The organism is Cytophagaceae bacterium ABcell3 (assembly GCA_030913385.1).
Taxonomy (GTDB): Bacteria; Bacteroidota; Bacteroidia; order Cytophagales; family Cytophagaceae; genus ABcell3.
Genome location: CP133159.1, coordinates 4,606,429 through 4,621,242, shown reverse-complemented (window position 1 = coordinate 4,621,242; position 14,814 = coordinate 4,606,429). Strand labels below are relative to the sequence as shown.

Below are 14,814 nucleotides of genomic sequence, written 5' to 3'. Positions count from 1 at the left end.
TACGTTGCCGATGCCGAGTACCCTGTCCAGTTCCTGTCCAAGGCTGTTGTAGGTGATCTCTGCCTGCCACGGGAGCTTCATGCCCTGCTGGCTGGCCTGCATACTGGTGACAAAACCTGACTCGTTGAGCCCCAGCTGTATGTCCGCACCGAGGCTGCTGCCAATGTGCTGTCTCAGCCCCAGTTTGTCGTAGCCGCTCTCTACCGTGTAGCCGTCCTGGTCTTCTTTGGTTACCCTGCCGTTCTTGTCCCGGGAGAGGATTACCTTGCTGTGCTGGTTCACCGCCTCTACTAGCTGGCCGTCTTTGTCGTAGGCATAGGTCTCCCAGGTACCGTCGCTGTGTTCGGCGCGCCAGATCTGGCCCTTGCGGTTATATTCATAGGTGGTGTGCCTGCGCCCGGCCTTTCCACTTTTATTACCTTGCCCGCTTTGTCGCGGACGTATCTGTCTGAACCATGATTTTAATGATTCATTTGATGAACATGATAAACTTTCTGGTCACGGTTCCCTTTGCATACTTGCTCATAAGGAACTAAATGAGCATAAAAATACCGGACAAACACTTATAGCCCTTTCAAACTCCCGAGGCTGACAGGGGAAAAGTAAGGATATTAGATTGGGTTGGGGAATCTCTTTAAAATCACCAAGCCGAAAATGGTTCTTTAAAAAACTTTCAATAAAAACAACAATAGAAAACAGACCATCAGACTGCAAACATCTGATGATCCGACAATTCGGATATTTGAAGGGTTAAATATGGTTTTGTCTGGCGTTGTGCAGGGAAAAGTATTGTCCAAATACCACGTTGTTTTAAATACTGTAGTTAAATTCTATAGTTAAATTCTATACCACCACCAATCTTTTTTCCAATCCTCCCATCTGTCTTCTACAACCATTTTTGCTCTTGTAAATTCCTTTTGAAGAAAAATTTTTAATTTTTGCTCATAAATGTGGCACAAAAAGTCTGTTTTTAAGCCTAATTTTTTTAATGCGAAGATCTCATCCACTAAAGAAAAAACTTTATGTACCTCCTCATACTCTAGTTTAGAATTATGATCCATAAGCTGAACAGCATATTCAATTTGGATATCTAAAAGATTCTCCTGATTATTTCTAGTTACATAATCAAGGAATTTATTTTTAATAAGTTCGTCATCTACATCTTCATAATTTGAGATCAAGTAAAAAATATCATATGCTAAAGAAGAAACAATATGGGGTAAACAATTATTCTTCTTTAGTCTAGTGTTCACTGAATGTAACAATTTGTTTTTATTTTTCATAGATATCTACCCTGCTGAGAACCCTGGTAACTTTCTTAGGTTATCCCAACTTTCTGCAAAATGAGTATGAATTATGGCATTATTTCCTCTTTGGGTAGTTGCTGTAAAAAGTCCTGTTTCAGAATCGTAATATCCAATTCGTCTTTTACCAGTGGACCTATCCCTATAGTTAAACCTACGCCCATTCCTAATTGTTTCTCTTGCACTCTTATCATAGGCTTTTCTTGAAAACGCACCTACCTGTGATCCATGTTTTGCAAAATGGTCACTTATGCCTGGCCCATCAATTCCTTGTACAGCTTTCTGCCATTTTGCGACTTTTGAAACTTTTGCATTGCACATTTCCAGCCCAAAAGGATCGATTTCATTATTAGCATCAAAAACATATCCATAAATAGTCGGATTTCCCCCTTCCAACCCAATTGGATCCTGGCTCACATACATGGCCTCGTCAGGGGCGTAGTAGCGGAAGCGGTTGTAGTAAAGCCCCGTCTCCACATCGTGGTACTGTCCCTGGAATCTAAATGGAATAAATCCCACTTCTCCTTCGCAACTCCTTACTTTTCCGTACGCTTCATGTTCACACTTCCATACGCAGTCGCTGTATTTGTCATAGGCTTCCTTCGGGGTGCCAAGATAATCATTGATGATGGAATAATACTCTCCGTCTACAATTTTTGCGGCAGGTTTGAATGAGCCATCATCGAAAACCCAAGTAATGAGGTTTTCTACAGGTTCCTCTCTGTCCTTAGAAATAAACCCGAACTCGTCCACCACGTCTATTGGACGGTCTTCTGTTTTATAATGCCATTCGTGAACGGGGTTGTTCCCGTCCCAGACCCATCTTGTAATCTTTCCGTCAAATAACTTGGCGGTCCTGCGCCCTAAAGCATCATACTCGAAACTGACGGTTTTGTTATCGGGGCGGGTCACTTGTTTCAGGCTGCCGTTGCCGTTCCACTCGTAAATCCAGTTGCCCTCTTTGGTCGTCTTTTGTATTAAATTGCCTTCCTCGTCGTAACTGTACTTGTCCCCTTTGTTTTCCAGCAGCTTTCCGCCCGCGCCGTATTTCCGGTCTTTCTTTTCCTCTTCACGGAATATGTTCCCGACTTCGTCACGGAAGTAGTTTTCCTTTCCCTGTATACGATATTCCTGAACGGTCAGGCTTTCGATCAGGTTGCCGAAGCTGTCGTGCCGGAACCTGGTGGCAGTGTCTGTCAGCACGTCGTGGATGCGCTGGAGGCGGTCGTTGGGGTGCCAGTAATATTGCTTGTGGCGGTGCAGGCGACGGGCACCGGTACCGTTCCAGGTCTTCTGTTCCCTCGGGCGCCCCGACAGGTCGTAGGCGAACTGGTTCTTTACGTTGCCGATGCCGAGTACCCTGTCCAGTTCCTGTCCAAGGCTGTTGTAGGTGATCTCTGCCTGCCACGGGAGTTTCATGCCCTGCTGGCTGGCCTGCATACTGGTGACAAAGCCTGATTCGTTGCGCCCCAGCTGTATGTCCGCACCGAGGCTGCTGCCAATGTGCTGTCTCAGCCCCAGTTTGTCGTAGCTGCTCTCTACCGTGTAGCCGTCCTGGTCTTCTTTGATTACCCTGCCGTTCTTGTCGCGGGTGAGGACCACCTTGCTGTGCTGGTTTACCGCCTCTATCAGCTGGCCGTCCTTGTCGTAGGCATAGGTCTCCCAGGTGCCGTCGCTGTGCTCGGCGCGCCAGATCTGACCCTTGCGGTTATATTCATAGGTGGTGTGCCTGCCGCCCGGCCTTTCCACTTTTATTACCTTGCCCGCTTTGTCGCGGACGTATTTTCTGGTAAGGCCGTCGAAGCCCGCCTCTTCCACGATATCGCCCCTGCCGTTCCTTTTGAAGCGGTATACCTCCCCGTGCTCGTTGATTATGGCGTTTAGCTGCTCTTCGGTATCGTACCTGAAGTGTACCTTGGCGCCGTCCTCCTCCCGCAGCTTGATGCTGCCGAGGGGCGTGTACTCAAAGCGCACCTTGTGCTGCATGTCCTCGGCACGGACCACCTCGTCATAGGCATTGTAGGACAGCTTTATGATGTTGCCGTCGGCCAGGCACACGCGCACGGGCCGCCCGAGGTCGTCATAGTAGAAGTTCTGCTCGCGCTTTTCGGGGTCTTTGGAGTAGAAGCACCGCCCGAAGGCGTCATAGCCCCATTCCTGTTCTGCACCGTCGGGGAAGGTGACCTGTGCCAGGTTGTGGTCCCCGTCGTACTTGAATGTTGTGTGCCGCCCTTTGTTGTCGCGTATGCTTTCCACCAGCCCCTGTCCGTTGTACTGGAAGCTGCTGACGCTGCCGTCGGGGTCTTCCACCGACCACAGCAGGCCCTGTTCGTTGTAGACCTTTACCGTGCTCCTCCCTTCGGGGCTGACCGACAGTATCTGGCGGTCCTGGTCGTCATAGACGAACACGGAAGAGGTCATGTCGGGGTACACCACCGACTTGAGGTTGCCCCGGTCATCGTAGGTATAGCCCGTCAGGTTGCCTTCTTCGTCAATGTCCCGGTAGGGTTCAAAATAGTCGGTGTACTCGTGGAAGATATGGTTGCCCTCCGGGTCTGTTATCTGTGTACAGAGGTTGTCTGCATTGTAGTAACACACGGTCTTGCGGCCCAGGGAGTCCGTCATCACGTTTTTGCCCTGTCCGTAATCCAGCCTGACTTCCAACAAGCCCCCGTCGCCCCAGGTGTGGATGCACCTGGCACCGGTGGAGTGGCCGTCGTACTCCCAGTAAAAAGTCTGTCCGTTGCGGTCGGTCTTGGACACCATCAGGTGGTTGCGGTACTGCATCCTTGTTTCCTGTCCGAGGGCATCGGCAACCGCCTCCATGTCGCCGGCCTCGTTATACCGGTATTCCACCAGGGTCTTTTCTTTCTTTTTGTGCCTGGCGGTAATTTTCTTGATCCTGTCCCCATGGTCCAGGTGCAGCCTGATCTCTCGGCCTGCCGTGTCGGTGATCCAGGTCAGGCAGCTGCGCTGGTTATAGGTAAAGCGCAAGGCCTGTCCGGCCGTATTTTCAAGTTTTACGGGGCTGAAAAACTCCCTGCCTTCTTTCCGGAAGGTATAGGTCAGGTTTTTTTCATGGTCTTTGAGGCGGTATTCCCTAAAGTTTACACAGGTAAGCGTGAGCTTTTCCATGCGGTTGTAGAAGGATTCGCCCTCTGCCACCAAAAACGGGAAGGAGGCTGTCCTGCCGTCGGGCAGCACCAGCATGATGGCCTCTTCTTCTTTGAAAAAGTGCAGGGAAAGGTCGTAACAGTGGTGCATGCCGTGCCCCAGCGGCCCTTCATAGGAGGAGTCCGAGTACCAGTTCCTTTCCCAGGTGACCGGCAGTGGCCCGGGGAGCTCAAAGTCCGTGCCCCCGTAAATAACGCGCCCTGTGACCATATCGACAGGGTCACCGATACATTTTGTAAGGCTGTCTTTTTGCCCTTTGGTATGTTTTCCTGCGGCCTTTGTCTTTTTCTTGCATGCCGAAAGGCCAGCTTTCCCAGCTTTTCCCCCTACTTTGAGCAGCCCGCCGAAACCGTAGGACATGGCCAGCCTTTTGGCGGCACCGGCCAGGTCGGGCGCATAAGGGCCGCCTACCATGACAGGCTTTCCGCCCGGCAATGGGACGGTCTGCGAACTTGGCAGGAAGAGGCTCGGCCTGGGCTTCATCTTTTTGCCGGGTGTGGCGGTGAGCGGCATGCCGATGTCGTTGCAGCTCATGACCATATATCCTGCGGGGCTGAGGGACATCCCCTGCGCCTTGACGGTAAGGCTGCCGAAAAAGTTGACGGACTCGTGCCCGATCATGGGCATCATGGTGAAGGGGCCGCCCATAGGGATATGTTTTGTTATACCGAGCATCCCGTTGGTGTCGCTGGTGCCACGGGGCACGCCGTTGATAAACACCGTGGATCCGATAAAGGGCACATAGTCCATAGGATCCATGACAAAGCCTATGAAAGGGTGCGGTATGGGCGTCGGTACACCGGGTGGTATGGTAACCATGTGGATGTCCATACCCATGACCATGGTATAGTGCTTGTTGGCTAAAAGCATATAGAAAAAGGTAAAACAGACTGCGCCTGCTGGTTAGTTAATATTAAAGGCCTTTCTTAAAACAGCTTCTTTTATCTTTCCCTCAAAAAAAATCTAAACATCAAAAAAAAACATAGCTGAAGGGTAAAGGCTTGAAAACGAAAGCAAAATAAATTAAACTATTGATAATTACCAGTTTTTGGTCATAAAAAAAATATGATTTTTTTGTTTTTGTTAAACAACCTGCTTTTTTCAGGTAACATCGTTGTTTTACTGTTGCATAAATCCTAATTAATGAATGGATAAGTAAAGTGAGTGGGGAGATTTGTACGCTCAATTATTTTTCACCTCGCTTTCCAGCCCTTCGAGAAAGAGGGTTTGTAATCTAATGCATAGTGGAAAATAATGCCAGAAAGTTTTTATAGGCTTTTCGTTTTTTGAATGTGAATGGCCGCAAACTAGGTGGTGAGGATTTTTTGTGGGGTATGTAATCTAAGTCCGTCCTGGATCCTAAGGCATAATACTTAAACTGGCGGTTTTGTTACCGGGGTGGGCACTTGCTCAACCTTCCGTTGGTGGTTCAATTTTTGCTGCTGTGCTTTAGAAATTTCTGGTGTTGTTTCTGGGATAATTGTATTTTGCCACGCAATAGAAAGTTCTAATGCATAATCCAGGTTTAATGAACAAAGTCATTGAATAATAAAAACATTTGAAAATACATTAAATGGCGAGTAAAGTTTTTCAAGATCAGATGGGATATAAAGTCAGTATTGACTTCCCCCCTAAAAAAATAGTTTCGCTTGTTCCATCTCATACAGAACTGTTATTCCACTTAGGGTTACAAGATCGTATTTGTGGGGTTACAAAGTTTTGTACCCATCCCAAAGAACTTATGAAAGGTGTGCCTAAAGTAGGAGGGACAAAAGATTTTAAGGTTGATCATATTATAAAATTGCAGCCCGATTTGGTTATAGCCAATAAGGAGGAAAATGAAAAAACAGGTATTTTGGCCTTAAAAGAAAAGCTTCCGGTCTGGATGAGTGATATTCATGATGTCGAGGAGGCGCTTGATATGATAGAAAAGGTAGCCACAGTAACAGCAACGCCTGATGAAGGGAATAAACTTATAAAAGAGATTTCTTCAGGATTGGAAGTGCCGATAACTCCCCAGCCTTTAAGCGTGCTTTACTTTATATGGCAAAAACCATATATGGTAGCCGCAGGGAATACTTATATTGATGCAGTTTTGGAAAAAACAGGCTTTGTAAATGTTGCTAAACACTTGAAGCGGTACCCGGTCCTCTCAGATGAAGAAATACGCCAGTTAAACCCTGACCTTATTTTTCTTTCCTCCGAACCATATCCTTTCAAAGAAAAACACAAGGCAGCATTTCAGGAGTTGGCGCCTTCCAGTAAAGTGGTTTGTGTTGATGGTGAAATTTTTTCATGGTATGGCGCTCGGATGAGGTATATAAAAGGATATGTTTCTGAATTGGTTGAAAGTTTATAAAAGGTTGGTGCCAATAAGCTGCCTACGATGGAAAACATAGATATGCGATCTGCCTGAGAAACTGGCTGAAATAGCAGTGTTACAGACAAATATCTTAAAAATATGTTTTATAAAAAAGGTGTTTTTGTGTTAAATGGTTTTAATTCTGATAGTTGTATGGTGGAGTAAACCATTTCTTTCGGTTGCCGTAAAATGACAAGGTGCCTTAATATTTTTTTATTGCTAATTATGAAGAAACTGCTTATACCGTTTTTGCTTATGGGCTTCGTGCTTGGAGGGCCTTGTTATGCGGTATCTTCTTTGGCAGATGATTTGGACAGCTTAAGGGCGAGTGGAATGCAAAAGGTGGAGCAGGAGCTTTTTGAAGATGCTATTTCGGATTTTTCAGTTGTTTTGGAAAGTAGGCCTGATGATACTTTAACTCTAAAATTGCGGGCCGACGCCCATTTTAAAGTTGGAAATATGTTTTCAGCTATTCTTGATTATGATAAATTAGTAAGTACTAACGCTAAAGATTTCCAGTATTTTATGCTTCGTGCCCGTGCGAAAGAAGCCGCCGGTTTGGAAGAGGAGGCTATAGATGACTATGCCCAGGCTTTAAATTTAAAACCTGACTTGCGGGATGCTTACTATCAGCGTGGTATGCTTTATAAAATGGCCGGGGAATATGAGTATGCGCTCTTTGATTTTAAAAAGTGCGTCAAGCTTAAACCTTCTTCAGAACTATACTTTTTGACAGGTTATTTAGAAAGTAGACTGGGGCGGGATATGGCATCTTTAATGTACTTGCAGAAGGCTGTAGATGCAGAGCCAAACAATCTTACTTATGCCTTGTTCCGGTCTAGAGCTTTGAACAGGCTTGGTAAGTACAGTGATGCTTTGAAAGGGCTGAACAAAGCATTGTCAAAAAACAAAAAAAATCCCGAACTACTTGTTCAAAGAGGGCTTACTTTGCATTACTTAAGAAAGTATGACAAAGCAATCGCTGATTTTAACGTTGCGGAAAAGATAGACTCTTCTTTGGCCGATATTTATTTATACAGGGCAAGAACCTTAGTAATGACCGGTGAACAAAGGCAGGCAGTGGAAGATTATGGTAAGCTCATTGCACTTAAACCTGACTATATGGATGCTTATTTGTTCAGGGCCAATATTTACTTGGATATGAACAGCTTGCATGCTGCTATTGCAGATCTTACCGCTTATAATTCGCTAAACCAGTATAATTTTTCAATATACAATAAGAGGGCTGAGGCTTACCTACGTCTAGGTTTGTATGAAAAAGCTGTAGAGGACTTTGATCAAGCGCTGGAATTGTTCCCAGAGTATGGTAGAGCTTTTTACTACAGAGGACAAACTTGGCTCTTTTTGGAAGACCCCGAACAGGCTTGTGAAGACTTTTTTGCCTCATTAGAATTAGGGTTTTCTCAAGTATCTAACGAGTTTTCTCCTAGCTTACATTCTGCCTGCAAATAACACTTAACATTTCTTAGTCATATTGGCTTAATTATTTAGGAGGGATAATTATAGCCATGGAAGAGAATAAAGGTAAAAGAAGAGAAGGAAAGGCTTTAAAGATTATATCTATTGTTTTTCTGTCCTTAGCTTTTCTGGTATTGGGGGTCTTAATTGTTGCAGATGCATTTCTGGATGATTATATAAAAGATACCATTACTCAGGAAGTGCGAGAGGGTACTGATGGGGTTTATGAAGTAGAGATTGGCGAACTTGATCTGAATGTACGTACATTTCGGATTGAGGTGAACGATATACGGTTTTGGACAAACGAGGATGAACACGCTGCCCAGCTTGACGACCCTGACCCTATGCCTTATATAGACCTTGAGGCTGACCGGCTAACCATTAGCAATATCAACGTGTGGAGTTTTTTACTTGCCAATCGTCTTCAAATTGGTGCTGTTAGGCTGTTCAACCCTGTGTTAAATGTCCGTGCCTATGAGCAAGAAACGGAGTTTCACATAGAGGATATTTACCGTGACCTTGAAGAGTTTGCTGATGCATTAATTGTTAACACTATCGAAATTGATTCTATTTTTCTTACCATGGCAATTCAGGATGGGCAAGCCTGGAACAATGTTTCTTTGGCGAACGGAGGTTTAGATGTAAATAACCTAAGGATTGACTCAGCATCTGCTTATGATAAAGACAAGTTTCTTTATACTGATCGCATTCAAATAGCCATTCAAGATACAGCAACCTTTGACTTGGTAGGGCTTTATGATGGTGCTTTGAAGTCTTTTTACTGGGATTCTGATGATAAGTTACGTGCCTTTGGAGTCAATGTGCGTACAGACGACTCGCTGTATCAGCATAAGGTAAATATGCGGGTTTTAGAGGAGCCTTATATAAGTTTGGCTTTGGACAGTGTAGAACTTGCTTTTGATGAATGGGGAAAGCTGCAACAGGGGGGCGAGGAACTTCATGTGAACCACTTGGTGGTGAATAACCCTAATATTTATATGGTAGCCCCGCCAATGACTCCTGGTAATGGAGGTAAAGAGGTGGGATATCCAGATGAGCAGGGTTTTAGAATGACATTTCATGAAGAGTTAAATGATTTATATCCTTCTATTACGGTAGGCGCCGTGCAGATGTGGAATGCACATATACATGCCTTGCTTCCTGAAGGTGCCGATACGATGGATGTGCAGGTTCCTGATTTAAATCTCAATTTGGCAGGCATACAACTTGATTCAGCAGGGGCGGTGGATACTGACCGTTTTATGTATGCTTCAGAAGTTTCTGTACTCACCAGAGAAGGAATGGTAGTGCGTCAGGGAGCGGAGATGGCTGCAAGTACGGATATGTTTTTGATGGCTTCTGACAGCGGTGTATTTGTCAATAATATCCAGTTGTCAGGTGCTGAACTGCCTTTTTCTGAAGCGTCTTTAGCTAGTCTGAATATCCATTTTACTGAGTGGGGAGCTTTACAGCAAGGCGATACTACCAGAGTTGAATCTATAGCTTTGCATAGGCCTGTATTTAGTGGCAGGATGCCAATGGAGAATGGCGAGGCTTCTGCACCAGAGCAAAGGGGATTTCAGCTAGACTTGCATCATGATGTAAATGATATCGTGCCTTTATTGACTATTGGGTCTGTAGCTGTTTCGCAAGCTAACTTGTCTGCTGTTCTTGAAAATGGAGAAGGTGAAGCGCCTCTTCAGGTAGAAGTTCCTCATATAGACATTTTGTTTTCTGAATTTAGGATAGATGGTTTAGGAGCCTCCGATCCAAGCCGGTTTATGTATGCGCAGAGAGGTTCTGTATTGGCACGCCAAGGCTTGAACGTGCAGCAGGGCGATGAAATGGCTATGCGGACTGGACTATTTGTGGCTTCTACTGATAGCGGGGTGTTTGTCAGGAATATTGATTTTTCGGGAAGTGCTTCTGCCCAATTAGATGCCTCATTGGCCCGCATGGATCTTCACTTTACGCAATGGGGACAACTTCAGCAAGGGCAGAATACCAGAATAGAGGCTATTGCACTGCGTAGTCCGGTAGTTAGGGGTGACTTTGAACTGCCTGATGATGAGGAAGCGGTGAATGAGGAAGCTGGGAACGATAGAGGTTTTAAGCTTGATTTTCATGAGGGGCTAGATGAGTTTGTGGCATTGTTGACTGTCGGATTAATTGATATATCTAATGCAGATGTCCAGGCTAGGCTGGTTAATGGGGAAGATGTGTCTGAGCTGGTTGTTCCTGATTTTAACCTTTTAGCCTCAGAATTAAGACTGGATGCTGTCGGAGCTAGCGATGCCAATCGTTTTGTTTATGCTCAGGAAGCCTCTTTAATGATGCGCCAGGGGATGAGCTTCAATCAAGGAGGTATGCTTTCAATGTCCACAGATCAAGTCGTTTTTGCTACTGACAGCGGTTTTTTTGTTAATAACTTGCAGTTTGAAGGCACTGCCTCGCCTGAAGTAGCGGCTTCTCTTGAGGCGTTGAATATAAATTTTACCCAGTGGGGGAATCTGCAGCAAGGAAAAGATACACATGTTGAAAGAATTGCCATACTATCTCCCCAAATTACTGGTTTTGTTCCAGGGACAGAAGAAGAAGAGGAGGTAGATGATGAGCAGGATGATAGGCCGTTGGACTGTGAGCAAGAACCCGATCTTTACATAATACCAGAAGAGCTTTCAGCTTTTGTGTCTTTGCTCACTGTGGGGGATTTGCAAATCTCTAATGGTTTCTTTGATGTGAAAATGGAAACGGAAGATAATGAAGAACCAGCGCATTATGTTGTCGAAGGGCTTCATCTTGCTATGGACAACATTAGGTTTGACTCAGCGGCTGTTGATGCGGATGACCGGTTTTTGTTTGCTAAAAACTTTGACCTTAACATGGATAAGGTAGAGGCGCTTCCCGATCATCTTTATACAATTAAGCTGGAAGACTTTAAGGCCAATAAAGAAAAGAGGGTATTGAGTATGAATAACTTTGAGCTGATACCGAATTACCCTAAAATTGAGTTTGCAGAGATATTGGGTGAGGCAAGTTTACGGATGGACATAGAGGTGCCATTTATTGAAATGACAGGCATTGAGTACAACAGAGTGTTGGACTTAGAGTTTGTTGCTGACCAAATCAATATACGAGGTGCACAGGCAGGGATGTTCCTCGACCGCCATTTGCCGCCAGTTGAGGCAGAGCCGCCACTGTATCCGCACGATCAGTTGACCACACTTCCAATACGACTTAATATAGGAGAAATTGTGCTGGAAGATGGGTTTCTTGTTTATGAAGAGCTTGCTGAAGGTGGTTATGAATCGGGCGAGTTTACCTTTGAAGATTTTAATGCTACCATCCGTGATGTGGTCAATCGTCCCACTGAGGGTTATGAAGAAACGGTGGCTGAAGTTAACTTCGACCTAATGGGAGTAGGAGATTTTGAAGGAGTTCTAGCATTTCCAGTGCTTGACCCTGACAAGTCGTTCACTTTTTCAGGAGAGCTGCAACCCCTGAACCTTGAAAAGTTAAACCCTGCTCTTGAGTTTATAGCTTTTGTGCGAATAGAGGAGGGAAAAATGCACAGTTTAAGGTTTGAAATGGAAGGTAATAGGAGTGAAGCTAATGGCGATATGTATGCTAGCTATGAAAATTTAAGTATAGAGCTGCTCGAAGAAGGGCCTGAAGAACCTGGTTTCCCTACTACAGTAATAAGCAGTATCGCCGATAGGTTATTGGATACAGATAATTTAGAGGGTACTGATGACTTTACAGTGGGTGATATGTCTGCTGAAAGAGAACCTGAAATGGAGTTTACCGGTCTTTTGGTAGAAGCGTTAAGTAGAGGAATGTTCGACTCTTTTGGGGTAATTAACTTGCTGGATATTGTAGACGAAATCCAGGACAGGTTGCCGTTTATAGGAGGCTCAGGAGAAGAGGGTGAATTCTATCAGAAAACTAAACAAGATAGATAGAACCTTCTGAATAATTTACATGTGTGCGCAGCCACAAAATAAAGAGTTTTCTTAGCTCGGAGAAGGATTAGCACTTGGCTTGTATAGTCAAGTGCTTTTTTTATGCTTTTTTTTAACCTAAATATATGTAACGTTGTTGCCTTAAAAAATATTTTGCTTACCTTTGTTTTAAGTTTAGGTGATTCTAAAAATATTATTTAATAACTTAAAACAATTATTGAGATATATGTCACGCTTATTTTTGTTATTGATTTTTTTAAAGACTGCTACTTTAGTTATGGCTCAGGTAGATGGTACAGTGCTTATAAAAGGCACAATTTTATCAGAAGAGGATGGTAAACCTGTGGCAGGTGCTACTGTTTCTTTCCCTGAGCTAAACAAAACGGCTATTTCAAACGATAGTGGGGTGTTTGTTTTTAGAAACCTTCCTTCTGGAAGATTTACTCTTAAAATTGAACACCTTTCTTTTCAGGATATTATCGAACCTCTAATCTTGGCCGAAGGGAATAACGAGAAAACATTTATGATGGCCGAATCTTGGGGGATGGAAGATGAAGTGGTTGTTTCCGCAGGTCGTTTTGCAGGTAAAGACGAAACTCCTTACCAAGTTTCAAGTCTTTCTGGCAGGGAAATTAAAGAAACAGGCGGTTTTGATATGATGGATGCACTGGAAAGGGTACCTGGAGTGACTCAAATCTCATTAGGCCCCGGAGTAGGAAAACCTGTTATCAGAGGATTGTCTTTTAGTAGGATTTTAACCATGTATCAGGGCATAAGGTTTGAAAACCACCAATGGGGAGAGGATCATGGCTTGGGCTTAAATGACTTTTCTGTTGATAGAATCGAAATAATTAAAGGGCCTGCTTCTTTAATGTATGGTTCTGGTGCTATTGGTGGAGTACTGAATTTTATTGATGCACAACCCTCCGACAGGAGGTTTGAAGGAATGGTGGGTATGCAAGCTTTTTCTAATACCTTAGGTCACAGGAATGAAGTGCTGTTAAAGGGGAGTGCTGACAATGGTTTTTACTGGCAAGCTTATGGGAATCTCCAATCACATGCTGACTATGTTGATGGTAACAATAGGGCTGTTGGCAATTCCAGGTTTCAATCAGGTATGGGAAAAGCCACTGCTGGTATCAATAAGGAGCGGTTTCAAAGCAAGTTGTCTTACACATACAATAAGCAGCGTATTGGGATGATCGAGGATGATGAAATGGAAGAAACCATGGCTACGCACCGTTGGGATCGGAGTATTATGGTTCCTTATATGGACGTGACAGACCATTTAGTTACTTCTCAAAATACAATTTTTTTAGGGAAGTCTAAACTTAACCTAACATTAGGCCACCATTTAAACTTAAGGGAGGAAAATGAGGAGGTTGATGAGATCGATTTAGGCCTTATATTAAATACCTCTACCTATGACCTTCGCTTTTCTAATAACGCTCTTAAAAATACTGAGTTGGTTATTGGAGCTCAGGGATTTAGAATGTCTAACACGAATATGGCAGAAGCGGATGAAATTTTGATGCCTGATGCTGTTATGTATGACAATGGTATTTATTCTTTGGTTATTAAAGACTTAGGAAAGCTTAACCTGCAGGGTGGTTTGCGGTATGACTATCGTCACACAAGGGCAAGTACAACAGCGCTAGAAGAGTTTGAGCTCCCTGGTTCCCCTGAGTCGGAGATGATGAGTAGGACTTTTGGTGGCTTTACGGGTTCGGCAGGCTTGTCTTGGGAGATAAGTAAGCAACTTTTATTAAAGTCTAATATCGCTTCCGGTTTCAGGGCACCTGATTTGGCTGAACTCTTTTCAAATGGACATCATCCGGGAACAAGGAGGTTTGAAATGGGTAATGCTGAATTTGATAGGGAGCAAAATCTAGAGGTTGACTTGAGCATGCTTTTCAGAAGAAAGAGTTTTTCGTTTGAGGCAGCAGGATATTTTAATCACATCCAAAATTACATATTTTTTAACCCTACGGGAGAAACCATTGGAGAGGGAGCTGGTGAGTTGGATATTTGGGCTTTTGAACAAGATGATGCACGCCTGTATGGTGGTGAGGCAGGGGTACGCATTCATCCACATAATTTGAGGTGGTTTGAGTACAAACTTGCTTATGCCGGTGTTAGGGGGACTAGGCTTTCGCTTAACGAACCTTTGCCTCTTATTCCTGCTGATAGAATTATTAATGAACTTAGGCTTTCTGCCGATAAGGCTGGATTTGCGGAAGCTCCTTATTTCTTTGCAAGGGGTAATTATGTATTTGCACAGGATCGGGTGGCGTCTGATGAACTGGCCACGCCTGGCTACTTTTTATTTTCCACTGGCTTAGGGGCTACAGTACCTTTTTCTGGATATGCTCTTCAGTTAAATCTTACTGCTAATAATTTGCTTAATGCAGTTTATTTTGACCATCTGGCGATTACGAGGCAATGGGGTATTTATAATATGGGGCGTAATATTACCGCAGGATTAAAAGTGATTTTTTGATCTAATGTGGCATTTCCTAAACAAACGACAGGA

The 14,814-nt window shown here is 44.2% G+C and carries 6 protein-coding genes; 4 read left to right on the top strand and 2 right to left on the bottom strand.

Features of this window, described 5'->3' with window-relative positions; genetic code table 11:
• Positions 1-836: 836 nt before the first annotated feature.
• Positions 837-1,283, bottom strand: a complete 447-nt coding sequence (locus tag RCC89_18825) for a hypothetical protein (protein ID WMJ75201.1) — start codon at positions 1,281-1,283, stop codon at positions 837-839.
• A gap of 6 nt (positions 1,284-1,289) precedes the next feature.
• The gene (locus RCC89_18820; protein ID WMJ75200.1) at positions 1,290-5,348 is read right to left on the bottom strand and encodes a DUF6531 domain-containing protein; all 4,059 of its coding nucleotides are present in this window, start codon (positions 5,346-5,348) and stop codon (positions 1,290-1,292) included.
• A gap of 703 nt (positions 5,349-6,051) precedes the next feature.
• Here RCC89_18820 and RCC89_18815 point away from each other — a divergent pair.
• The 4 genes from RCC89_18815 to RCC89_18800 all read left to right on the top strand — a co-directional run bounded on the left by RCC89_18815 (position 6,052) and on the right by RCC89_18800 (position 14,781).
• A complete protein-coding gene (locus RCC89_18815; GenBank protein WMJ75199.1) occupies positions 6,052-6,837 on the top strand; it encodes a helical backbone metal receptor in 786 nt (261 codons plus the stop codon).
• Positions 6,838-7,065: 228 nt separating this feature from the next.
• The gene (locus tag RCC89_18810; GenBank protein ID WMJ75198.1) at positions 7,066-8,313 is read left to right on the top strand and encodes a tetratricopeptide repeat protein; all 1,248 of its coding nucleotides are present in this window, start codon (positions 7,066-7,068) and stop codon (positions 8,311-8,313) included.
• A gap of 56 nt (positions 8,314-8,369) precedes the next feature.
• On the top strand, positions 8,370-12,281 hold the full coding sequence (locus RCC89_18805) for a hypothetical protein (protein ID WMJ75197.1): 3,912 nt from the start codon (positions 8,370-8,372) through the stop codon (positions 12,279-12,281).
• Positions 12,282-12,507: 226 nt separating this feature from the next.
• Positions 12,508-14,781: a TonB-dependent receptor gene (locus RCC89_18800; GenBank protein ID WMJ75196.1), complete on the top strand. Its 2,274-nt coding sequence runs from the start codon at positions 12,508-12,510 to the stop codon at positions 14,779-14,781.
• Positions 14,782-14,814 lie beyond the last annotated feature (33 nt).